The sequence below is a fragment of the Nitratireductor indicus C115 genome (genome assembly GCF_000300515.1).
GTDB classification, from domain to species: domain Bacteria; phylum Pseudomonadota; class Alphaproteobacteria; order Rhizobiales; family Rhizobiaceae; genus Nitratireductor; species Nitratireductor indicus.
In genome coordinates this window covers 197,839-218,937 of the sequence record NZ_AMSI01000005.1, presented here as the reverse complement: position 1 = coordinate 218,937, position 21,099 = coordinate 197,839, and the positions used below count along the sequence as shown (strand labels likewise).

Genomic DNA, 21,099 nt, shown 5'->3' with positions numbered 1-21,099 from the left:
CGCAGGCGCCGGATATGGAGAACCGTTTTGCTTCCTTTTGATTACGGGCCTGCCTGCAATCATTTGTTGATGGCCACCGTATCGAGAAGGCGGTCGTGCAGGGTCTGTTTGCGGGACAGGAAAAGCGGCGCAAGCAGGAAGGGCGCGAAGATCGCCGTCAGGCCTATAAAGAGCAAGCCGTGGGCAAGGGCATAACGCGGCGTAATCGGTCTGTCGTCGAGCCTATGTAATCGCAGCCCCAACAATCGCATGCCCCAGGTCGATTGTGCGGGGCCTCCTAATGTTCTTGCGACATAAATGCCGGCGACCGCCAGAGCAGCCAATCCGGACACATAGCGTGTCAGATCATAAAGACTGTCGGCTGTGTGTGTGCCAAGCCCGTTAACGCCGTTTCCCTCGGATGGGTCGAGAAAAAGCGACACGAGATTTTCCATGGCGAGGGTCAGAGCTATCGATAAGCCGGCGGCAATAAGCCCGTAGAGAACGAAATCGATGAGGAACGCGATTGCCCGCTTCAACCGGACCCATTTCAGATCAGGTCCGTTCGGTCGCTCGTCCAAATCCAGCATACCCGAACCCGAGAACCGATCCAGCATCATGGGGTCTCCGCATTTTGTGCGGAACCTGTGTAAGCGGGATTTTCGGTGATGGTTTAATCACCCTTCGCGGGCGCGTGTCCCGTTCAGTGCGACGCGCGCACCACCACCGTTCCAAGAAGCAGGTCGTGCAGCGTGCGCTTCTGGTCGGTGAAAAGCGTGATCAACAGGATCAGCGGTGTCAGAACGGCGTTTCCTGCCCAGAAAAGCACCGTGTGCACCACGGCCAGCAAAGAATCCACGCGTGCGCCGTCCAGGCGCACCAGCCGGATATCGGCGAATTGCATGCCGAGCGTCGCCTGGTTGCGCCCGCCAAGCGTGCTGGCGACATAGAGGAGGGCGGTCAAGGGAGCGAGAATGCCGAAAAGAAGCCAGCCGAGGCCAAGCGTCATGATGCCGAGAAAGCCGACCAGGATGGCAACCGGAATCATCAAAAGCCCGATCAGCAGGTAATCGATCAAGAAGGCTAGGACGCGTCGCGTGCGCACCCCGCGGAAAAGCCATGGCTCATCCAGCATATTCGTGCCTGCATCGTGCTCGATAATCTGTGCACCCATCACAAAACCTTTCCTTCCTGCAGGAAAGAGATGGGGATTTGCCCGGTTACTTCAAGGTATCGGCACAAACGGTGTCAGAGCTTTTCGGCCACATCCAGCGCGAAATAGGTGAGAACCCCGTCGCAGCCGGCGCGCTTGAAGGCGAGCAGGCTTTCGAACATGGCCTTCTCGCCGTCGATCCAGCCATTGGCCGAAGCGGCCTTGATCATCGCGTATTCGCCCGACACCTGATAGGCGAAGGTCGGTACGGCGAAGGTGTCCTTCAGCCGTCGCGCGATGTCGAGATAGGGAAGGCCTGGCTTCACCATCAGCATGTCGGCGCCTTCGGCAAGGTCCTGTTCTGCCTCGCGCAGCGCTTCGTCCGTGTTGGCGGGGTCGATGTAATAGGTTTTCTTGTCGCCCTTGAGCAGTGAACCGGTGCCGATCGCCTCGCGATAAGGGCCGTAGAACGCGGAAGCGAATTTGGTCGCATAGGACATGATCGCGACATTCTGGAAGCCATTGCGGTCGAGCGCGTCGCGGATGGCGCCGATGCGACCGTCCATCATGTCGGAGGGGGCGATGATATCCGCGCCGGCGGCCGCCTGTTCGACGGCTGCCGCCGCCACCTGGCTCACCGTTTCGTCATTGATGATCTCGCCATCGCGCAGAATGCCGTCATGACCGTGGCTCGTGAACGGATCGAGGGCGACATCCGTGATGATGCCGATTTCCGGCACCGCTTGCTTGATGGCGCGGGTGGCACGGTTGATAAGGTTGTCGGCGTCGAGCGCATGCGATCCCGTTTCGTCGCGAAGGCTCTGCTCGATGCGGGGAAAGGTGGCGATTGCCGGTATGCCGAGCTTTGCGGCGCGCTCCGCCTGGCGCACCGCCCGGTCGATCGTATGGCGCGCAACGCCGGGCATGGCCGAGATGGGCTCTTCGGCGTTTGATCCTTCCATCAGAAACAGCGGCCAGATGAGATCGTCCACCGTCAGGTGGTTTTCCTGAACCAGCCTGCGCGACCAGTCGGCCTTGCGCATGCGGCGCAGGCGGCGGCTTCCGGTAATCTCGTCGACGCTGCGTTCGGGCGTGATGGCTATCGCCGGCGTCGTGGCGGGCGAACGGCTGAATTTGTTCACGACATGATGCTCCTGATGCGCCGCCTGTCTATCATAGCGGGCATAATCAACCAAGTCAGGCAAAAGTGTCCTGTGGTCGCAGCCGCCTGTGCCATTGACGGACCCCTGCCGCCCCAATAATCACGGATATGGTGGTTTTCGGCGTTGGGATGAGGAGGATGTGACTGTGGACTTCGGCGGCGCTGACGACATTCTCTTCGAAGTCCGGGGCAGGGCGGGGATTGTGACCCTCAACCGGCCCTCCGCGCTGAATGCGGTGAACGAACGAATGGTGGCGGCCCTTTCGCGCGCTCTCGATGCCTGGCGCTCGAACGATGCGGTGGCTCACATCGTTCTGAAGGCCGAGGGGCGGGCCTTTTCCGCCGGCGGCGATATTCTGGATGTTTATGAGGCCGGGCGTGCAGGACAGCCGAAACCCGGTTTCTTCGCTGACGAATACCGGCTCAACGCCTCGATTGCCCGTTATGAAAAACCCTATGTCTCGCTGATCGACGGCATTGTCATGGGTGGCGGGGTCGGTATTTCCGGCCACGGCTCACACCGGGTCATGAGCGAAAAGGCCGTTTATGCAATGCCGGAAGTGGGCATCGGCTTCTTTCCCGATGTCGGGGGGAGCCACATCCTGTCGCGGCTGCCCGGCGAATTCGGCATGTATCTCGCGCTTACCGGAAGCCGCATTCGCTGGGGCGATGCCGCAGCTGTTGGCCTTGCCACGCATGCGGTGCGCTCCGAACGGCTTCCCGAACTGCTTGAGGCGCTTTGCGAGGCCGGCAATTTGGATGCGGCGCTTGCCGGATTTGCCGAGGATATTCCGCGCGAGACGGACGATGCGCGTATGCATGCGATAGCCCGCCATTTTTCCTATGACGCGCTCGACGATATCGTCGCAGCCCTCAGGGATTCGGGTGATGAGTGGCTGCACTCCGTGCATGACACGATCCTCTCGCGATGCCCAACCAGTCTTCGCGTTGCCTTTCGGCAGGTTCGCGCCGGCGCAGCCATGACCATGGATGAATGCATGCGCATGGAATACCGCATTCTTCAGCGCATGCTGGAGGGGCACGAATTCTATGAGGGCATTCGTGCGGCACTGATCGACAGGAGTACTCCGCCGCAATGGCGTCCCGCACGTCTGGAGGATGTTTCGCAAGACGACGTCGATGCCTATTTCGCTCCTCTCGATGAGGGGGATTTGGTGCTGTGATGGGAGATGGCGTGGCAGGCATGGCGGCGATGCGGCCATCGCAGCTCGACAGCGCCTATAGCTGGTTTCACCGGCTGGTGGCGCTTGCCTGCCTCGCAATGGGTGTCTTTTACTGGATTCGCCTGATCGGGTTTTACCCCGGCCTGCTCTGGCGCTTCGACCTGATGCCGATCCACTGGAAGATCGCAAGCGTCGTTCTGTCCGTACTTTATCCTTTCGCCGCCGTGGGTCTCTGGCTTGTCGCATCCTGGGGGCCCGTCATCTGGTTCCTGTGTGCGGGTGCTGAACTGGCGATGTATGGACCGCTGTCGAGCTATTTCGGCACGCGCACGCCGCTTCTCGTTTTTCATCTTTGCGTCGCCGTTATTTATGTCGGCCTGCGCCTCGCGCTTTATCGGCGCAACCGCCTCGCCCAGAAATAGGGCGCTCCCTGCCGGAATATCTTTCTCGAAAGTGTGTGCCGAAAACCCAGCATTGGCGCGGGTTGGCAGCATGCCGTGCGGCAGGCCGTTCGAATGCAATTGAGGGGATTTACCGCCCGTTAGCCCTGTTCATCCGTAAGACGTTGTTAAGCTTGGCGTTTAAGTCGAATTTTAGAGGCATTCGATAGGGTTGGGCCAAGGTGAGACAAAAAACAAAAATCACCGGCGTCAAACGAGAGGCTACAGTAATGATTAATTCGCGCCCCGCGGCGAATAATGCCGCACCGAAAGAAGAACACAAGGACGCTCTGCGTTCGCTTTATCTTGAATCCCTGCAGTTGGTCGAGCGTCTGCATCGCCGTCTGCTTGATGTGATCAAGGATGAATTCGAACGCAACGGCCGCAGCGACATCAATGCCATCCAGGCATTGCTCCTTTTCAATATCGGCAATTCGGAGCTTACGGCAGGCGAGCTGCGCTCGCGTGGCTATTATCTTGGCTCCAACGTGTCGTACAACCTGAAGAAGCTCGTCGATCTCGGCTTCATCAACCACCAGCGTTCGCGTGTGGACCGTCGTTCGGTTCGCATTAGCCTGACGCCGAAGGGTGCCGATATCGCCAAGGTGGTGGTCGGCCTCTACAACCGGCATATCGGGTCCATCGAACAGGTCGGCGGCATCAGCACCGACGAGTTCGAGCAGATGAACCGTGCCCTGCAGCGGCTGGACCGCTTCTGGAACGACACCATCGCATACCGCATGTAGGTCTCGCCTTTGATTCACCTTGGCTGCTCGCCGGTGTGCAGCCGAAAATGGAAGGTCGGCGTGGCGGGACGCCGGCCTTCACACTTTCGTTATTCTCCCCGATTTCTCAACCCCGTGACGCCTGGTCACGTTAAGGTCATAATCCGATGGAATTGGAATGGTTGAGAGGCCGCCTCAGGCGAGCCCTTAAAGGCGCGCGCCGGGTGGGGCCGCCGGGCAGGGGGCTTTCCCGAAGAGGGTTGGCGAATTCTTAACGCTGTGGCGCCATTGTCCTGGCGCATCGATTGCCCCGCGTCATCCTGCAAAGGGATCGGGCATGGAAAGTTCGGGAAAGCGAATGAAGACCAACCGCCGCATCTTCCTCACTGCCGCCAGCGCGGCTGCCCTGTCTGCCGTTGCAGGCGGTGCGAGCGCACAGAACCTTATCGATCAAATCATCCGCTCGCCGCGTCGCGGCGCATGGAATGATCAGTTCGACGCCCGCGTGAGCCGTGGCGGACGCGTTTCGTCCAATCAGCCCATTTTCAGCCAGGAGACGGTGTTCTACGTCCAGCAGGCGATCATGGAATACCAGAACATTGCGGCTCAGGGCGGCTGGCAGCGCGTACCCGACACCAAGAAATTACAGCTCGGCGTCGTGGACCCCGATGTCGAGGCATTGCGCCGCCGCCTGATGGTGTCCGGCGATCTGTCGCAGAGCGCGGGCATGTCCAACGCTTTCGATTCCTATGTCGATTCGGCGTTGAAGCGCTTCCAGGCGCGCCATGGTCTGCCTGCCGATGGTGTGACCGGCCGCTACACCTATTCCGCCCTCAACGTGCCGGCTGCCGTTCGTCTCGGCCAGCTCCAGACCAATCTGGAACGCCTCAGCTCGATCACCGCTTCCCTGCCAAACCGTCTGGTGATGGTGAACATTCCCGCAGCCGAGATCGAAGCTGTCGAAAACGGCCGCGTCGCGCTGCGCCACACCGCTATTGTCGGCAAGGTCGACCGCCAGACGCCGCTCCTGACTTCGAAGATCAACGAGGTCATCATCAATCCCTATTGGAATGCGCCGGTGTCGATTGTCCGCAAGGACATCATTCCGCTGATGCGCAAGAACCCCAATTATCTGACGGACAACAACATCCGCCTGATCGCGCCCGATGGCAACGAGGTGGATCCGTTGACTGTCGATTGGTCCACGGATGATGCCGCACAGTACCGTTTCCGCCAGGATCCGGGTCGCATCAACGCCATGGCCTCGATCAAGATCAATTTCCCCAACGAACACGCCGTCTATATGCACGACACGCCGCAGCAGGCGCTGTTCCGCGATCTGGACCGGTTTTATTCGTCCGGCTGCGTGCGCGTGCAGAACGTGCGCGATCTGGTTACCTGGCTTCTCAAGAATTCGGGCTGGGATCGCCGGCGCATCGAGCAGACGATCCAGTCTGAAGAGGATGTGCATGTGGCGCTGGCCGATCCGGTGCCGGTCTACTTCACCTATGTCTCGGCATGGTCCACCGGCGATGGCGTCGTGCATTTCCGCGATGATATTTATGGTCGGGACGGCGCGAGCGAACTGCAGATTTCGACGGCTCTCTGAGCCGTCACGGCATAAAAGTCCGCCGGAAGGCCCTGCCGCATATCCACAGCCGCCCCGCAATGGGCGGCTGTCGTGCATTTGAGAACGAATTTTCGTTCGGGGGCGTGGTGGCTTTCAAAGAAAAGTGCTAGAGGCCCCATTCCGCCATTCGATACATTGCGCAAGGGGTAAATCCGCCATGGCAACCGCGACCGCCGCCGCTTCCGTCGAGGCCGATCCGTTCTTCACCCGGCCGCTCGAAGAAAGCGATGCCGAAATCTTCTCCGCGATCCGCCAGGAGCTGGGCCGTCAGCGTCACGAGATCGAGCTGATTGCCTCCGAAAACATCGTTTCTCGCGCCGTCATGGAAGCGCAGGGAACGGTGCTGACCAACAAATATGCGGAAGGTTACCCAGGCAAGCGCTATTACGGCGGTTGCCAGTATGTCGATATCGTCGAGGAACTGGCGATCGAGCGCGCCAAGAAGCTGTTTGGCTGCAACTTCGCCAACGTTCAGCCGAATTCCGGTAGCCAGATGAACCAGGCCGTGTTCCTGGCGCTTCTCGAGCCGGGCGACAGCTTCATGGGTCTGGACCTCAATTCCGGCGGTCACCTGACCCATGGTTCTCCGGTCAACATGTCGGGCAAGTGGTTCAACGTCATTTCCTATGGCGTGCGCAAGGACGACCACCTCCTCGACATGGACGAGGTGGCCCGCCTTGCCCGCGAGCACAAGCCAAAGCTCATCCTTGCCGGCGGCACGGCCTATTCGCGTGTCTGGGACTGGAAGCGCTTCCGCGAGATCGCCGACGAGGTCGGTGCCTATCTCATGGTCGACATGGCCCATATTGCGGGCCTCGTCGCGGGCGGACAGCATCCGTCGCCGCTGCCGCACGCCCATGTGGTCACCACCACCACGCACAAGTCGCTGCGCGGTCCGCGTGGCGGCATGATCCTGTGCAATGACGAAGCATTGGCCAAGAAGTTCAATTCCGCTGTCTTCCCCGGTCTGCAGGGCGGTCCGCTGATGCATGTCATCGCCGCAAAGGCGGTGGCGCTCGGTGAAGCGCTGAAGCCCGACTTCAAGACCTATGCCCGCGACGTGGTTGCCAATGCGCGTGCGCTCGCCGAAAGCCTTAAGGAAACCGGCCTCGATATCGTTTCGGGTGGCACCGATAACCATCTGATGCTGGTCGACCTGCGCCCGAAGAACGCCACCGGCAAGCGGGCCGAAGCTGCTCTTGGCCGCGCCAACATCACCTGCAACAAGAACGGCATTCCCTTCGACCCGGAAAAGCCGTTCGTTACGTCGGGTATTCGCCTGGGGACGCCGGCTGGCACGACGCGCGGTTTCGGTACGGCCGAATTCCGCGAGATCGGACAGCTCATCGCCGAGGTTCTGGATGGCCTGAAGGTGGCAAATTCCGACGAGGGCAATGCGGCTGTCGAGGCGGCTGTGAAGGAAAAGGTCATCTCGATGACCGACCGCTTCCCGCTTTACCCCTATCTGGGCTAGAGCCTGTATGCCCTTTCGGGCGTTTTAGGAACGCTATAGGTTCTTGAACGCGCATCGGCCCGAAAAACGATACCGGTTTTCGGGCCAATGCGTTAAGCCTCACGCAACGCGGATTTGTTTTGCGTTGCGATTGCCCTCGCATTCGAAAGGCGATTATGCGCTGTCCGTATTGCCAGTCTGAAGACACGCAGGTGAAGGATTCCCGCCCCGCCGAAGATGGAGCAGCCATCCGCCGCCGCAGGGCCTGCCCTGTTTGCGGTGGACGTTTCACCACTTTCGAGCGTGTGCAGCTGCGTGATCTCGTCGTGGTCAAGAAGACGGGCCGCAAGGTGCCTTTCGACCGCGACAAGCTGATGCGCTCCTTCGATATCGCCGTGCGCAAGCGCAATGTCGATCCCGAACGCATCGAGCGCGCGGTGACCGGCATCGTCCGCCAGCTGGAAAGTTCCGGCGAAACCGAGATTGCATCCGACGACATTGGTCTTCTGGTTATGGATGCGCTTAAGGGCCTCGACGACGTCGCCTATGTCCGCTTTGCTTCCGTCTACCGCAATTTCCGCGAGGCGAAGGATTTCCAGGATGTATTGGGCGAGTTGAAGGGCAAAGAGGACGAGGATTGAGATGACGGAGGCGGGGGCCTTAGCGGGTGACGCCGACCGGCGCTTCATGGCCGCTGCGATCCGCCTGTCGCGCCGCCATCTTGGCCTGACCGGCACCAACCCTTCCGTTGGCACGCTGATTGTCCGCGATGATGGCGCAGGCCCGCGCATCGTCGGGCGCGGCGTGACCGCCATCGGCGGACGCCCGCATGCGGAGCCGCAGGCACTGGAAGAAGCCGGGGAAGCCGCACGTGGCGCCACCGCCTATGTGACGCTTGAGCCTTGCGCCCATCATGGCCGCACGCCTCCCTGCGCGAATACGCTTGTTGCAGCCGGAATCAGTCGGGTGGTGGGCGCCGCCTCCGATCCCGATCCGCGTGTCAGCGGCAAGGGATATGCGATCCTGCGCGAGGCGGGCATCGAGGTCTTCGAGGGCGTTCTTGCCGATGAGGCCGCCGACCTGATGCGCGGTTATCTCACGCGTTCTCTGAAAAAACGCCCTGAAGTGACTCTCAAGCTTGCTCTTTCCGCCGATGGCATGATTGGCCGCCGGGGGGAAGGGCAGGTCGCCATCACAGGCGCGATATCGCGCGCTCAGGTGCACATGATGCGGGCTGAAAGCGATGCCATCCTCGTGGGCATAGGCACGGCACTTGCCGATGATCCGGCGCTGACCTGCCGCCTGCCGGGCCTGTCCGCGCGCTCTCCGCTGCGCATTGTGCTCGACCGTGACACACGCCTGCCGCCCGGCAGCGTGCTGGCGCGGACGGCGCGCGAGGTGCCCGTTCTTGTGACGGCGGCAAGCGATTGCCCGACGCCGCGGCGGATCGCCCTGGCTGAGCAGGGCGTCGATTTTCTTGCGGTGGATGTTCATGAGGGGCACATCGCCTTGCCCGAGCTGCTGGAAGACCTGGCCGCGCGCGGCATCATGACCCTGATGGTGGAAGGCGGCGCCTACACGGCTTCGGCCTTTCTTGACGAGGATTTGGTGGATCGGCTGTGTCTTTTCACAGGACCAGCCGAAATCGGCCCTGGCGGCATTGCTGCGCCGCTCGATCCGGCTCATGGTCCGGCTGGCTTTCGTCTGCTGCGCGAGGCGCGGTTCGGCGATGATCATTATCGTGAATATGTGAGGGCCGGCTGATGTTCACCGGGATTGTGACCGATGTGGGAACCGTTCATTCGGTTTCTCCGCTCGAGAAAGGCGTTCTCCTGCGCATCGAGACGAACTACGATCCGTCGACCATCGACATTGGCGCTTCGATCGCGTGCTCAGGCGTCTGCCTGACGGTGGTGAGCCTTCCCGAGGAGGGGGCGAACCGGCGCTGGTTCGAGGTGGAGGCATGGGAGGAGGCTTTGCGGCTCACCACGCTCGCCACCTGGGAGCCTGGCTGTCGCATCAATCTGGAGCGCGCCCTGAAGGTCGGTGATGAACTGGGGGGCCATATCGTGTCCGGTCATGTGGATGGCATGGCGCGCATTGTGGAGCGTCGGGAAGAGGGGGAGGCCGTGCGCTTCGTCCTGGAAGCCCCGGCGGAACTGGCAAAGTTCATCGCCCCCAAGGGTTCGGTGGCTCTTGACGGTACCTCACTCACCGTAAACCGCGTGGAGGGCAATCGTTTCGACGTGTTGCTGATCCATCACTCGCTCGCCGTCACCACCTGGGGCGAACGCGCCGAGGGCGATATGGTGAATATCGAGATCGATACCATGGCGCGATACGCAGCGCGTCTTGCGGATGCGGCCAAAGAGGCTTAAGGCAGCGCTTTCCCTTCTGGAACTGTTTGCGAGCGGAGTATTTCCATGGCCGATGCGCGCCCTTTACGGCTGTTGATTGTCGAGGCCCGGTTCTACGATCATCTTGCCGATGGTCTTTTAGCGGGCGCCAAGGCAGCGTTGACCGAGGCTGGAGCGGCTTATGATGTCGTGACCGTGCCTGGGGCGCTGGAAGTGCCCGGTGCGATTGCCTTTGCCGCCGGTGGCAACAGCGGCCCCCTCTATCATGGTTACGTGGCGCTTGGCTGCGTGATCCGTGGCGAGACCTATCATTTCGACATTGTCGCAAATGAATCTGCGCGTGGGTTGACGGATCTGGCGATCCACAAGGGGCTGGCCATTGGCAATGGCATTCTTACCGTCGAAAACGAGACCCAGGCACTGGCCCGTATCGAACGCAGCGAAGGAACAACGGGCGAGGCGATGGGCAAGGGCTATTTCGCCGCCATGGCCGCCCTCAAGATGATTGCGCTGAAACAGCGCTTTGGAGCCTGAAGTGAACGAACCGACCGCCGAACACCCCCGACCGGCCAACAAACGCGGTGCAGCCCGTCTCGCCGCCGTCCAGGCGCTCTATCAGATGGATGTGGCCGGCACGGGCCTCCTTGAGACCACCTCCGAATATGAGCTCTTCCGCCTCGGCAAGGAAATCGACGGCGAGCTTTACCGCGATGCCGATCCGCAATGGTTCCGCGCCATCCTTGCGGGCGTCGTGGAAGATCAGAAGGTCATCGACCCGATCATCCGCCAGGCGCTGATGGACGATTGGCCGCTGTCGCGTCTCGATTCGACGCTGCGCGCAATCCTGCGTGCCGGCGTCTATGAATTGACGCGGCGCAAGGACGTGCCCGTTGCCGTGGCGGTATCTGAATACGTCGATATCGCCAAGGCCTTCTACACGGAAGACGAGCCCAAGCTCGTCAACGCGGTTCTCGACCGTGTCGCAAAGCGTTGCCGCGACGAAGGCAAGGGCAAGGAAAAGAGCAGGGATTAGGCATGTTGGCGGAGCGCGGCGATCTTTACAGGGAAGCAAAGCGCACCGCGCTCATTCTGGCTGTCTCGCAGGCCGTGGTCGGATCGGCGGCTCCCATCGCCATTTCCATGGGCGGGCTTGCGGGTTTTTATCTGCTGGGCAGCGACAAATCCCTGGCAACGGCACCGGTTACCGGTTTCAACATCGGGGTTGCCGTGGGCGCTCTGCCCGCCGCCGCTCTGACAAGGGCCATAGGCCGGCGCAACAGTCTCATGTCGGGAGGGCTCGTCACAGCCTGCGGTGGTTTCGTGGCCGCACTGGCGCTGTTCCAGGCCAATTTCTGGCTCTTTGCCCTTGGCTTGCTGCTGGTGGGAATGGGCAACGCCTTTCTCCAGCAATACCGTTTTGCCGCAGCCGACAACGCACCGTCCGACTTCAAGGCACGGGCCATATCGTGGGTTCTGGGCGGCGGCGTCTTCGCGGCCATCATAGGTCCCCAGATCGTGATCCATACGCGCGATCTTTTCGCCCCCATCATGTTTGCGGGTGCTTTTGCCTCACTGATCGTGATCGGCCTTTTGGGGGCAGCCGTTCTGTCGCTGCTGCGCGCGTCGAAGGATGCGCCCTCAGCCAAGCTCGACGATCATCAGCCCGCCCGCCCGCTTCTCGCCATCATGACGCAGCCGCGCTTTCTGGTGGCGCTTTTATGCGGCGTTGCAGCCTATGCCCTGATGAGCTTCGTCATGACCGGCGCGCCGCTGGCCATGGTCGGTTGCGGGTTCACACCGGACGAGGCGACGCTGGGCATTTCCTGGCACGTCATGGCCATGTTCGCGCCAAGCTTCGTCACCGGCAGGCTGATTGCCCGTTTTGGCAAGGAGACCATCGTCGCCACCGGTCTCCTGCTTCTCATCGGTTGTGCCGTCGTTGCCTTGTCGGGCATTGCGTTGTGGCAGTTCTGGACGGCGCTTATCCTGCTTGGCGTAGGATGGAATTTCGGCTTCATCGGTGCGACGGCCATGGTGGCCGATTGCTATCATGCATCCGAAAAGAGCGCCGTGCAGGGCGTGCACGATTTCATTCTCTTCTCGACCACGGCGGTTGCTTCGCTCATGTCCGGCCAGATTTACAATGCCTATGGCTGGGACATGCTGGCCATCATCGTCCTGCCGGTTTCGATCTTCTGCCTTGCCGCACTTGGCGTGCAGGCCCTGAGGCGCCGCAGCAGGGCCGTCGCCTAGAACGTTTCCGCAGTCAGCCGATTTTACCTGACGTGCGCATGAATCCGGAAAACAGGAAGATCAGCATCCTGGGGCTTTGGGGGCGTCGGGCGCTTGGTCCCGTTTGTGCCGGATCCAGCTCATCCGGCGCCATTTTGCCGTTTTCCAAAGCCGGGTAACCCTTGAATTCCCTGATTTCGGTCCGAAACGGCGGATTGCGATCACCCAAAAGCGGGGCAAATTCCCGAACTGGTCCTTGACGTTGCGTTATCGCATCGCCCAAGCTGCGACAATTAGACCGGGAGGGGCGCGAATGCCGACGGTCTTTTTCAGCGTGGCCCGGGAGGGGTTTCAGTCGCGGGCCGAAATCAAGGGATAGAGTGGCAATGACAATGCTTTACGTCGTCATGGCCTGCGGTGTGCTTTCTGTCATCTATGCCATATGGGCAACCCAGTCGGTGCTGGCCGCCGACCAGGGCAATGCACGCATGCAGGAAATCGCCGGTGCCATCCGGGAGGGGGCGCAGGCTTACTTGACAAGGCAATACACCACCGTCGCCGTTGTTGGCGTCGTGGTCTTCCTCATCGCCTGGTGGCTTCTGACGCCCGTGGCGGCCATCGGCTTTCTGATCGGTGCGATTCTTTCGGGCGTTGCCGGTTTCATCGGCATGAATGTTTCGGTGCGTGCCAATGTGCGCACGGCCCAGGCTGCATCCAACAGCCTGGCGGCCGGTCTGGACATCGCCTTCAAATCCGGCGCCATCACCGGGCTTCTGGTGGCTGGCCTCGCGCTTCTGGGCGTGTCGGTCTATTTCTGGGTGCTCACGGGTCCGCTGGGCTATACGGCAACGGAACGCACGGTGATTGATGCCCTTGTGGCGCTTGGTTTCGGCGCTTCGCTGATTTCGATCTTCGCCCGCCTTGGCGGCGGCATCTTCACCAAGGGCGCCGATGTCGGTGGCGATCTCGTAGGTAAGGTGGAAGCCGGTATTCCCGAGGACGACCCCCGCAACCCCGCAACCATCGCCGACAATGTGGGCGACAATGTCGGTGATTGCGCCGGCATGGCCGCGGACCTGTTCGAAACCTATGTGGTGACGGTGGTGGCGACCATGGTGCTCGCCTCGATCTTTTTCACCGAAGCCACAGCTCTGACGCTGATGCTGTTCCCGCTGGTCATCGGGGGCGCCTGCGTGGTCACTTCCATCATTGGCACTTTCTTTGTGAAGCTCGGTGCGAACAATTCGATCATGGGCGCCCTTTACAAGGGGTTCTGGGCCACTGCCGCTCTGTCCGTGGTGGCGCTTGCCATCATCGTATGGGGTTGGCTCGGTGGCGCGACCACTTTCACCGCCTCCAATGGCACCGCCTTCACCGGAGCGACGCTGTTCTGGTGTGGTGTGGTCGGCCTGGCGGTCACCGGTCTCATTATCTGGATCACTGAATACTATACCGGTGTCGGCTATCGCCCGGTCCGCTCCATCAGCCAGGCATCGGTTACAGGCCATGGCACCAACGTCATTCAGGGCCTCGCCGTTTCACTGGAGGCGACGGCGCTACCGGCCATCGTCATCATCGCCGGCATCCTGCTTTCGTTCAATCTGGCGGGCCTGTTCGGCATCGCGATCGCCGTGACGACCATGCTCGCCCTTGCCGGCATGGTCGTCGCGCTCGATGCCTTTGGCCCGGTGACAGACAATGCCGGCGGTATCGCCGAGATGGCCGACCTGCCGCCAGAAGTGCGCAAGACAACGGACGCACTTGACGCGGTAGGCAACACCACCAAGGCTGTTACCAAGGGCTATGCCATCGGCTCGGCGGGTCTCGGGGCGCTGGTCCTGTTCGCCGCATACACGGAAGATCTGAAGTTCTTCTCCGCCAACGCTCAACCTGGATCCTTCTTCGAAGGCGTGAGCGTCGATTTCTCCCTCTCGAACCCCTATGTGGTGGTCGGTCTCCTGTTCGGCGGCCTTCTGCCGTTCCTGTTCGGTGGCCTGTCGATGACGGCCGTTGGCCGGGCTGGCGGCGCCATCGTGCAGGAGGTGCGCAGGCAGTTCCGGGAAAAGCCGGGCATCATGGCGGGGACGGAAAAGCCGGACTATGGCCGCGCCGTCGACCTGCTCACCCGGGCAGCGATCAAGGAAATGATCGTTCCTTCGTTGCTGCCTGTGCTTTCGCCGCTGGTGGTCTTCGCGGTGATCTATGCGATTGGTGGCAAGAGCGAGGCCTTCTCCGCCCTTGGCGCTATGCTTCTCGGTGTGATTGTCACGGGCCTTTTCGTGGCGATTTCCATGACTGCGGGCGGTGGTGCATGGGACAACGCGAAAAAGTCCTTCGAGGATGGCTTTGTCGATGCCGATGGGGTGAAGCACGAGAAGGGCTCGGAAGCTCACAAGGCCTCGGTCACAGGCGATACTGTCGGCGATCCTTACAAGGATACGGCGGGTCCTGCCGTAAATCCGATGATCAAGATCACCAACATCATCGCGCTTCTGTTGCTTGCGGTGCTGGCGCACTAGCGCATTTTGCAGTGAGGTGGAATCACCTGATGTCTGCATAAATGCGGAAAAACAAAGAGATAGATCGGTTCAGGATTTCCGTGAAACGGTGAGCCGATCTAGGATATTCAGGTTTCAGTTGCGCCCGCGCTTCACCTTACCTTCTCCCCGCGGGGGGATGAGGGCGGGTGCAACAACCTGAACTGTAAGCGTGCCAGCATTTTACACCGCGCAGCCGGGCATTCGTGCCCGGCTTTTTTGTTCTGCTTCTTCCTGAACGAGGGCATGAAAAAGTTGGAGCCCGCAGACTTGGGGTCTGCGGGCTCCGTTGTTGCCTGAGAAAACTGTTGCTTCGGTCAGCCCCCGCCGCCGAACATGCCCGAGGGTGGGCCGCTCTTCGATGCACCGGCCAGAATCTGACCGATGAATGTCTGTTCCTTGCCGCCTGTGGGCGTGGCGCTCGAGATGAAGTCGAACACCTTGCCGTCCTTCAGCCCATAATTGGCGATCTTGGACACGCGTTCGTCCGGTCCGAAATAGACGGCCAGAATGCGTTGGTCGACCAGTCGCGGGCGCATGAAAGCTGCGCTTCGAACCCGCTTCTGTGAAATATAATAGAAAGCCTCATTGTCGAATGTGGCCGTGGTGGATGGCGTACCGAGCGCCAGCGTCACCTGTTCGCGGCTGGATCCGACCGGCACGAGCTCGATGGCCTGTTCGTCGATGACATAGCCCTGCGTCAACGTTTCACTCGCATCGAGCGTGTGTGCTGCGTTACAGCCGGATAAGACTGCGGCCGCGCCGGCAAGACCGGCCGCCAGAACCAAACGCCCAACAGGATTGCTGTTGATTTTAATCACCTGCAACGACATCTCCATAAGTCCCCGGCGCCTGGCATTTTGGCAAAAGCCTTGTCCCCGCCGGCAAAACGGGTAAACCAGCTAACGCGCCGATGCAACCTGATCCTGTCCCAATCGAGCCCCAAGGGAGGGCGTTTTTCATGTTCCAGAAGCTGTTCGGCTTTGGGCAACGTTCGCGCCGCGTGGTTATCGACGCCTTGTATGAACGAATCGTGGCGGCCTCGCGGCAGCCTGTTTTTTATGCGGACTGGCAGGTTCCGGATACGCCGCTTGGCCGTTTCGAGATGATCGGCGTGCATATGATCCTGTTTTTGCGCCGCCTGCGTGAGGAGCCGGGGACGGCCCGCGATGTCGCCCAGGAAGTGACTGACGTCTTCTTCCGCGATGTGGAACATGCGATTCGCGAACTGGGCATCGGCGATCTGGGGGTCCCCAAGCGCATCAAGAAGCTGGCCCGGATGTTTTATGGCCGCGCTGCAACCTATAGCGAGGCCATCGATGCGGGCGACGCCGATGCGCTTGCCCAGGCGCTGGCAAGAAACGTCAAGCCGGATCTGGCCGATTGGGACGGGGCCGCGCCGATTGCAGCCTATGCGCTGAAGGCGGCCGATGCTCTTGCTTCCCAGCCGCTTGAGCGCCTGCTGGCTGCCGATATATCCTTTCCCACTGCAAATGCGGAGGATTGAGGCTATGGCGACAAGACGGAACAACAATGCTGGTGGCGCTCTTTCTCTCGACACACCCGTTTCCTTCAAGGTGAATGTGCTGCGGTTGCCGCGCAAGGGCATGCCGGTTGAGATTGAAGCCGATGAAGCGCAGCGTCAGGCGCTGGCGGAGCAACACGGGCTTCTTTCGGTCGAATCGTTTCGTGCCGAATTGACGGTTCGTCCCTGGAAAGCGGATGGCATCCGCGTTCTCGGTCACGTCAGCGCGCGCATCACGCAGGAATGCGTGGTGACGCTCGAGCCGCTCAGCGCCAAGGTTGAGGAAGAGATTTCGGCGACCCTTGTTCCGGAAGGATCGCGGCTTGCTCGCAACGATATCGAAGGCGGCGAGTTCGTCCTCGATGCCGAAGGGGCGGACATGCCCGAGCCTTTTGTCGGCGATACGGTGGATCTCGGCGCGCTCGCGGAAGAATTTTTCGAGCTTGGCATCGATCCCTATCCGCGAAAGCCGGGAACCGCGCTTGCGGCGTCATCTCCTCCCGATGAGGGCGAGGAACATGCCGGCCCACTCTCCGAAGGGTTGCGGAAGCTGGGGCAAAAAGACTGAATCGGCATTGCGTGTGGTAAAACGTGGTTGTGCGGGCGGGTAAAAACGCTATTTTCGCCGCACCTTTGAAGCCGGAACCGGCATCGAACAAATTTTGAGGCACTTCGCGCGTGGTACGCATTTCGATTGACGCTATGGGCGGGGATCACGGCCCCGAGGTCACGCTCCGTGGCCTGGCCAAGGTGATCGAGCGCCGCCCGGACGCGCGCTTCCTGATCTACGGTCGCGAGGAAGCGGTTCTGCCGATCCTCAACGCGCTTCCCTCGGTCAAGGACGTGAGCGAGTTCACCCATTGCGATGTTGCTGTTCGCATGGACGACAAGCCGAGCCAGGCCTTACGGCAGGGGCGCTGGAAGTCATCCATGTGGCGCGCCATAGAGGCCGTGAAGAACGGCGAGGCGGACACATGCATCTCAGCGGGCAATACCGGCGCGCTGATGGCCATGTCCAAATTCTGCCTGCGCACCATGGCCGATATCGAGCGCCCCGCCATCGCAGCCATCTGGCCGACCGTACGTGGTGAGAGCATCGTTCTCGATGTGGGCGCCACCATCGGAGGCGATGCGCAGCAACTCGTCGATTTCGCCATTCTGGGTGCCGGCATGGCGAGCGCTCTGTTCGATGTGGAGCGGCCTACGGTGGGCCTGCTCAATGTCGGCGTCGAGGAAATCAAGGGGCAGGAAGAGGTGAGGGAGGCCGGCCGCATGCTGCGCGAGGCTGCCCTTGGCTCCATGCATTATGAAGGCTTCGTCGAGGGCAATGACATCGGCAAGGGCACGGTTGACGTCGTCGTTACCGAGGGCTTTGCCGGAAACATCGCGCTCAAGACCGCCGAAGGCACGGCGCGCCAGATCGCCACCTATCTGCGCGAGGCCATGAGCCGCACGCTGATGGCGCGTATCGGTTATCTCTTTGCCCGTGCGGCGTTCCGCCGGCTCGGCGAAAAGATGGATGTCCGCAAGATCAATGGCGGTGTCTTCCTTGGCCTGAATGGCATCGTTGTGAAAAGCCATGGCGGAGCGGATGCTGAAGGCTTCGCGGCTGCCGTGGAACTTGGCTATGAAATGGTGCGCGCCCGTCTTCTGGAGAAGACCCGCACGACCCTCGATCTCTATCATGCCCGTAAGCCGCAATCCCCGGCCGGCATGACTGCCCTGAATGAGTAGGACGTTGTGATGATCAGATCCGTGGTGCGTGGCATCGGTTCGGCCCTGCCGCGCCGCATCATGAAGAATGCCGAATTCGAGACGCTTGTCGACACGTCCGATGAATGGATCGTCCAGCGCACCGGCATTCGTCAGCGTCACGTTGCCTCCGAGGACGAGACCACGGCATCGCTCGGTGAGGCCGCAGCGCGCCGCGCGCTGGAAAGTGCGGGCCTCACGCCGGACGATGTCGATCTGATCATTCTGGCGACGGCGACACCCAACAACACGTTTCCAGCCACTGCGGTCGAAATCCAGGAACGGCTCGGCATGCGCCATGGCTATGCCTTTGACATGCAGGCGGTTTGCAGCGGCTTCGTCTATGCCATGACGACCGCTGATCTTTACATTCGGGGCGGACAGGCAAAACGCATTCTGGTCATTGGCGCCGAAACCTTTTCGCGTATTCTCGACTGGAACGACCGCACCACCTGCGTCCTGTTCGGCGACGGCGCAGGCGCCGTTGTCCTGGAAGCAGCAGAAGGCGAGGGGACGCTGGACGACCGCGGCATCCTCGCATCGAGCCTGCGCTCCGACGGCACCCAGCGCGACAAGCTCTATGTGGATGGTGGCCCCTCGACAACGGGCACGGTCGGTCATCTGCGCATGCAGGGCCGCGAGGTGTTCAAACATGCTGTCGGCATGATTACGGATGTGATCGAGGATGTCTTTTCAAAGGCAGGGATCACGGCAGACGATATCGACTGGTTCGTGCCGCACCAGGCCAACAAGCGCATCATCGACGCATCGGCCAAGAAGCTCGGCATCGCCGATGAAAAGGTAATCATAACCGTGGACTTGCACGGAAACACCTCCGCCGCCTCTGTCCCGCTCGCCCTTTCCGCAGGCGTCGAGCGCGGTCAGATAAAGAAAGGCGATCTCGTCCTTCTGGAGGCCATGGGCGGCGGCTTCACCTGGGGCGCGGTGCTGGTGCGCTGGTAAGAGGAATCAATTCGCCTGCATCGTCCTTGACCGCAGGGAAACAAGTTTTGTAACGTCACGACCGCATATTAAGGCTAAGCACTTTTTTCAAAACATGGATGGGTAGGCCCGATGGGGGGAAAGACACTGACGCGCGCCGAACTGGCGGAAGCCGTTTATCGCAAGGTTGGCCTGTCGCGTACCGAATCCGCCCAACTCGTTGAAATGGTGATCCAGGAAGTGTGCGACGCTGTCGTTCGCGGTGAAACCGTGAAACTCTCCTCTTTCGCCACGTTTCAGGTTCGCGACAAGAACGAACGCGTTGGACGCAATCCGAAAACCGGTGAGGAAGTGCCGATCCTTCCCCGCCGCGTCATGACCTTCAAGGCCTCGAATGTGCTGAAGGAGCGCATCTTGAAGGCGCATCAGGGCCGTAAGTTGCGCAAGAGCGCCTGAGGCGCTTCCACATCTCTCTGGACGGCGCGAATTCTTCTGCGCTCGAAACTGGGTTAAACTCCACGAATCGCAGGCTTATGGCCGTGCATGTGCGCGCGTGCATTTGCCTGCCCAGTGATCGTGTTGTCCATAATGGAGATGTACCCGAGTGATGGACAAGAGCCCGGATGCCTTCCGCACCATCAGCGAAGCGGCTGAGGAACTGGATTTGCCCCAGCATGTGCTGCGTTTCTGGGAAACGCGCTTTGCGCAGATCAAGCCGCTGAAGCGCGGCGGTGGCCGTCGTTACTACCGGCCTCAGGACATCGATCTGATCAAGGGCATCCGGCATATGCTCTACGATCAGGGATATACCATCAAGGGCGTCCAGAAGCTTCTGCGCGACAATGGAAACCAGTTCATCGTCGCGGTCGGTAAGGGCGATGTGGCGGCCGTCGAGGCGATAGCCCAGACCAAGCAGGCCGAAGCTCGCGAAAAGGCTTCCGATGAGGAGCAGTTGATCGGCTCGCCCAAGGTGAAGCCCAACAAGCGCTTTTTCGGGCTTGGTCGCGGCGAGGGCGATGGCCCGGTCGCTGCGGACAATTCGAGTCTGTCGCGTGACAATCGCGCGCTTCTTCAGGAAGCCCTGTTCGACCTTCTGGAGTGCAAGCGGCTGCTCGATCAGGTGCGTTGACGCATCAACGCATAAGCTGAAAGCAACATAATTGCCGGATGCCGGTTTGCTGGGTCTGCCAGGAGGGCGCAGCGGTAACTTTCATGCTGAAGATCAGCCTGAGCCGACCTGTTCCACCCAAAGGGGCTGCCTGCTGTCTTGGGGGTGTCATTTGTCGCGCTTCGTTTACCGTCTCGCCAGCATTGGCAGGATCAATCCCCACGATGTCCTTTCAGGTCGTCCGAATGTTTCGAAGCCCAGTTTCCGGTAAACCGAGATGGCGCGCTTGTTCTCGGGGTGCGGGTCGGTGGCGATCACTGGCGCGCCCGCATCAAAGAGAGCCTGCATTCGTGCTCTGATGAAAGCCGACCCATGCCCGCAGCCAAGCATTTTCGGGTCGCCGATATATTGATCGATACCCCGCGATCCCTCGGGAAGTCCGGAAAAATGATGATTGTCCCATCCGTGCACGGTGTAGTCCTGCATGAACGCAAAGGGTTGTTCGTCTGTTGAGACGATCCAGCGCGAAACGCGCGTGTCGCTTAGTTCCTCATGATCGTATGGTTCGTCTCTTTCCCACCATTTGCGTACATGCGGATTCGCCTGCCACTTCATCAGAAGAGGCAGATCATCCATGCATATCTGGCGAAAATCGTATCTTTGGTCAGCCATCGCTCTGACAGCCTAGCACAGAGCTTTCTCTGTGCGCCAAAAGGGCGCCTGTGCCCGTGATATGTCTGACGGAAGACAATGAAGGAAATGGTCGGAGCGGCGGGATTCGAACCCACGACCCCTTGACCCCCAGTCAAGTGCGCTACCGGGCTGCGCTACGCTCCGAACCGCGAGCAGCCATATAGGGTCGCCCGATGTGGCGCAAGACCAAAATCCGCTGCGGTCGCAAAAAGCTATTTTTGCGAACC

General features: G+C 60.7%; 24 protein-coding genes and 1 tRNA gene. 18 read left to right on the top strand and 7 right to left on the bottom strand.

All coding sequences use genetic code 11. The features are described from left to right. Positions 1-59: 59 nt before the first annotated feature. From NA8A_RS24325 to hemB, 3 genes are all read right to left on the bottom strand, one after another. Positions 60-599: an RDD family protein gene (locus tag NA8A_RS24325; protein WP_009450179.1), complete on the bottom strand. Its 540-nt coding sequence runs from the start codon at positions 597-599 to the stop codon at positions 60-62. Positions 600-682: 83 nt separating this feature from the next. Continuing rightward, positions 683-1,153, bottom strand: a complete 471-nt coding sequence (locus NA8A_RS09270; RefSeq protein ID WP_009450178.1) for an RDD family protein — start codon at positions 1,151-1,153, stop codon at positions 683-685. A 74-nt stretch (positions 1,154-1,227) separates the two neighbouring features. After that, complete coding sequence (hemB, locus tag NA8A_RS09265; RefSeq protein WP_040672272.1) at positions 1,228-2,274, bottom strand: porphobilinogen synthase; 1,047 nt, start codon at positions 2,272-2,274, stop codon at positions 1,228-1,230. Between the two features lie 166 nt (positions 2,275-2,440). On the opposite strand from hemB, the gene NA8A_RS09260 reads away from it, so the two are divergent. The 11 genes from NA8A_RS09260 to NA8A_RS09210 all read left to right on the top strand — a co-directional run bounded on the left by NA8A_RS09260 (position 2,441) and on the right by NA8A_RS09210 (position 12,336). Then, positions 2,441-3,478, top strand: coding sequence for an enoyl-CoA hydratase/isomerase family protein (locus NA8A_RS09260; RefSeq protein ID WP_009450176.1), 1,038 nt, complete (start codon positions 2,441-2,443; stop codon positions 3,476-3,478). Between the two features lie 20 nt (positions 3,479-3,498). Further along, positions 3,499-3,900, top strand: a complete 402-nt coding sequence (locus tag NA8A_RS09255; protein WP_240532766.1) for a DUF6163 family protein — start codon at positions 3,499-3,501, stop codon at positions 3,898-3,900. A 248-nt stretch (positions 3,901-4,148) separates the two neighbouring features. Continuing rightward, a complete protein-coding gene (gene ldtR, locus NA8A_RS09250; protein ID WP_009450173.1) occupies positions 4,149-4,664 on the top strand; it encodes a transcriptional regulator LdtR in 516 nt (171 codons plus the stop codon). Between the two features lie 337 nt (positions 4,665-5,001). Next, positions 5,002-6,252 (top strand): L,D-transpeptidase family protein, encoded by a 1,251-nt coding sequence (locus NA8A_RS09245; RefSeq protein WP_009450172.1) that lies wholly within the window; start codon positions 5,002-5,004, stop codon positions 6,250-6,252. Between the two features lie 178 nt (positions 6,253-6,430). Then, positions 6,431-7,747 (top strand): serine hydroxymethyltransferase, encoded by a 1,317-nt coding sequence (glyA, locus tag NA8A_RS09240; protein WP_009450171.1) that lies wholly within the window; start codon positions 6,431-6,433, stop codon positions 7,745-7,747. 155 nt (positions 7,748-7,902) lie between these two features. Further along, a complete protein-coding gene (gene nrdR / locus NA8A_RS09235) occupies positions 7,903-8,367 on the top strand; it encodes a transcriptional regulator NrdR (protein WP_009450170.1) in 465 nt (154 codons plus the stop codon). A gap of 1 nt (position 8,368) precedes the next feature. Next, the gene (gene ribD, locus NA8A_RS09230) at positions 8,369-9,490 is read left to right on the top strand and encodes a bifunctional diaminohydroxyphosphoribosylaminopyrimidine deaminase/5-amino-6-(5-phosphoribosylamino)uracil reductase RibD (RefSeq protein WP_009450169.1); all 1,122 of its coding nucleotides are present in this window, start codon (positions 8,369-8,371) and stop codon (positions 9,488-9,490) included. Continuing rightward, positions 9,490-10,104 carry a riboflavin synthase gene (locus tag NA8A_RS09225; RefSeq protein WP_009450168.1) on the top strand — a complete coding sequence of 205 codons (615 nt, stop codon included), beginning with the start codon at positions 9,490-9,492 and terminating at the stop codon, positions 10,102-10,104. Before ribD ends, NA8A_RS09225 begins: the two co-directional genes overlap by 1 nt. A gap of 45 nt (positions 10,105-10,149) precedes the next feature. Beyond that, positions 10,150-10,617, top strand: a complete 468-nt coding sequence (gene ribH, locus NA8A_RS09220; protein WP_009450167.1) for a 6,7-dimethyl-8-ribityllumazine synthase — start codon at positions 10,150-10,152, stop codon at positions 10,615-10,617. Position 10,618: 1 nt separating this feature from the next. Further along, positions 10,619-11,116, top strand: a complete 498-nt coding sequence (gene nusB, locus NA8A_RS09215) for a transcription antitermination factor NusB (protein WP_040672271.1) — start codon at positions 10,619-10,621, stop codon at positions 11,114-11,116. A 2-nt stretch (positions 11,117-11,118) separates the two neighbouring features. Next, complete coding sequence (locus tag NA8A_RS09210; RefSeq protein ID WP_009450165.1) at positions 11,119-12,336, top strand: MFS transporter; 1,218 nt, start codon at positions 11,119-11,121, stop codon at positions 12,334-12,336. Positions 12,337-12,349: 13 nt separating this feature from the next. Here NA8A_RS09210 and NA8A_RS25090 read toward each other — a convergent pair whose 3' ends face one another. After that, positions 12,350-12,544 carry a hypothetical protein gene (locus NA8A_RS25090; protein ID WP_143087964.1) on the bottom strand — a complete coding sequence of 65 codons (195 nt, stop codon included), beginning with the start codon at positions 12,542-12,544 and terminating at the stop codon, positions 12,350-12,352. A 157-nt stretch (positions 12,545-12,701) separates the two neighbouring features. Here NA8A_RS25090 and NA8A_RS09200 point away from each other — a divergent pair, with 157 nt between their 5' ends. Next, the gene (locus NA8A_RS09200; protein ID WP_009450163.1) at positions 12,702-14,834 is read left to right on the top strand and encodes a sodium-translocating pyrophosphatase; all 2,133 of its coding nucleotides are present in this window, start codon (positions 12,702-12,704) and stop codon (positions 14,832-14,834) included. 335 nt (positions 14,835-15,169) lie between these two features. Here the strand turns inward: NA8A_RS09200 and NA8A_RS09195 are convergent, their stop codons facing one another. Beyond that, a complete protein-coding gene (locus NA8A_RS09195; protein ID WP_009450162.1) occupies positions 15,170-15,691 on the bottom strand; it encodes an outer membrane protein assembly factor BamE in 522 nt (173 codons plus the stop codon). A gap of 122 nt (positions 15,692-15,813) precedes the next feature. On the opposite strand from NA8A_RS09195, the gene NA8A_RS09190 reads away from it, so the two are divergent. The 6 genes from NA8A_RS09190 to NA8A_RS09165 all read left to right on the top strand — a co-directional run bounded on the left by NA8A_RS09190 (position 15,814) and on the right by NA8A_RS09165 (position 20,200). After that, complete coding sequence (locus NA8A_RS09190) at positions 15,814-16,359, top strand: ubiquinol-cytochrome C chaperone family protein (protein WP_009450161.1); 546 nt, start codon at positions 15,814-15,816, stop codon at positions 16,357-16,359. Positions 16,360-16,363: 4 nt separating this feature from the next. Continuing rightward, positions 16,364-16,945: a YceD family protein gene (locus tag NA8A_RS09185; protein WP_009450160.1), complete on the top strand. Its 582-nt coding sequence runs from the start codon at positions 16,364-16,366 to the stop codon at positions 16,943-16,945. Between the two features lie 110 nt (positions 16,946-17,055). Next, positions 17,056-18,111 (top strand): phosphate acyltransferase PlsX, encoded by a 1,056-nt coding sequence (plsX, locus tag NA8A_RS09180; protein ID WP_040672188.1) that lies wholly within the window; start codon positions 17,056-17,058, stop codon positions 18,109-18,111. Between the two features lie 9 nt (positions 18,112-18,120). Next, a complete protein-coding gene (locus tag NA8A_RS09175) occupies positions 18,121-19,092 on the top strand; it encodes a beta-ketoacyl-ACP synthase III (protein ID WP_009450158.1) in 972 nt (323 codons plus the stop codon). A gap of 111 nt (positions 19,093-19,203) precedes the next feature. Continuing rightward, positions 19,204-19,527: an integration host factor subunit alpha gene (locus NA8A_RS09170; protein WP_009450157.1), complete on the top strand. Its 324-nt coding sequence runs from the start codon at positions 19,204-19,206 to the stop codon at positions 19,525-19,527. Positions 19,528-19,678: 151 nt separating this feature from the next. After that, positions 19,679-20,200, top strand: a complete 522-nt coding sequence (locus NA8A_RS09165; protein WP_009450156.1) for a MerR family transcriptional regulator — start codon at positions 19,679-19,681, stop codon at positions 20,198-20,200. A gap of 165 nt (positions 20,201-20,365) precedes the next feature. On the opposite strand, the gene NA8A_RS09160 is transcribed toward NA8A_RS09165, so the two are convergent. Together NA8A_RS09160 and NA8A_RS09155 are read right to left on the bottom strand one after the other, a co-directional pair. Further along, entirely contained in the window at positions 20,366-20,851 is a 486-nt protein-coding gene (locus NA8A_RS09160) for a GNAT family N-acetyltransferase (RefSeq protein ID WP_040672186.1), read from the bottom strand. Positions 20,852-20,939: 88 nt separating this feature from the next. Then, positions 20,940-21,016, bottom strand: a tRNA-Pro gene (locus tag NA8A_RS09155). Positions 21,017-21,099 lie beyond the last annotated feature (83 nt).

Excerpts from the sequence above, each read along its gene's own strand:
- nrdR (WP_009450170.1), top strand. The coding sequence starts at position 7,903 with ATGCGCTGTCCGTATTGCCAGTCTGAAGACACGCAGGTGAAGGATTCC.
- NA8A_RS09195 (WP_009450162.1), bottom strand. The coding sequence starts at position 15,691 with ATGGAGATGTCGTTGCAGGTGATTAAAATCAACAGCAATCCTGTTGGG.
- NA8A_RS09225 (WP_009450168.1), top strand. The coding sequence starts at position 9,490 with ATGTTCACCGGGATTGTGACCGATGTGGGAACCGTTCATTCGGTTTCT.
- NA8A_RS09165 (WP_009450156.1), top strand. The coding sequence starts at position 19,679 with ATGGACAAGAGCCCGGATGCCTTCCGCACCATCAGCGAAGCGGCTGAG.
- NA8A_RS09245 (WP_009450172.1), top strand. The coding sequence starts at position 5,002 with ATGAAGACCAACCGCCGCATCTTCCTCACTGCCGCCAGCGCGGCTGCC.
- NA8A_RS09185 (WP_009450160.1), top strand. The coding sequence starts at position 16,364 with ATGGCGACAAGACGGAACAACAATGCTGGTGGCGCTCTTTCTCTCGAC.
- NA8A_RS09175 (WP_009450158.1), top strand. The coding sequence starts at position 18,121 with ATGATCAGATCCGTGGTGCGTGGCATCGGTTCGGCCCTGCCGCGCCGC.
- NA8A_RS09160 (WP_040672186.1), bottom strand. The coding sequence starts at position 20,851 with ATGGCTGACCAAAGATACGATTTTCGCCAGATATGCATGGATGATCTG.
- NA8A_RS09270 (WP_009450178.1), bottom strand. The coding sequence starts at position 1,153 with ATGGGTGCACAGATTATCGAGCACGATGCAGGCACGAATATGCTGGAT.
- NA8A_RS09170 (WP_009450157.1), top strand. The coding sequence starts at position 19,204 with ATGGGGGGAAAGACACTGACGCGCGCCGAACTGGCGGAAGCCGTTTAT.
- ribH (WP_009450167.1), top strand. The coding sequence starts at position 10,150 with ATGGCCGATGCGCGCCCTTTACGGCTGTTGATTGTCGAGGCCCGGTTC.
- NA8A_RS24325 (WP_009450179.1), bottom strand. The coding sequence starts at position 599 with ATGATGCTGGATCGGTTCTCGGGTTCGGGTATGCTGGATTTGGACGAG.
- NA8A_RS09200 (WP_009450163.1), top strand. The coding sequence starts at position 12,702 with ATGACAATGCTTTACGTCGTCATGGCCTGCGGTGTGCTTTCTGTCATC.
- NA8A_RS09190 (WP_009450161.1), top strand. The coding sequence starts at position 15,814 with ATGTTCCAGAAGCTGTTCGGCTTTGGGCAACGTTCGCGCCGCGTGGTT.
- glyA (WP_009450171.1), top strand. The coding sequence starts at position 6,431 with ATGGCAACCGCGACCGCCGCCGCTTCCGTCGAGGCCGATCCGTTCTTC.
- NA8A_RS09255 (WP_240532766.1), top strand. The coding sequence starts at position 3,499 with ATGGCGGCGATGCGGCCATCGCAGCTCGACAGCGCCTATAGCTGGTTT.
- ribD (WP_009450169.1), top strand. The coding sequence starts at position 8,369 with ATGACGGAGGCGGGGGCCTTAGCGGGTGACGCCGACCGGCGCTTCATG.
- ldtR (WP_009450173.1), top strand. The coding sequence starts at position 4,149 with ATGATTAATTCGCGCCCCGCGGCGAATAATGCCGCACCGAAAGAAGAA.
- NA8A_RS09210 (WP_009450165.1), top strand. The coding sequence starts at position 11,119 with ATGTTGGCGGAGCGCGGCGATCTTTACAGGGAAGCAAAGCGCACCGCG.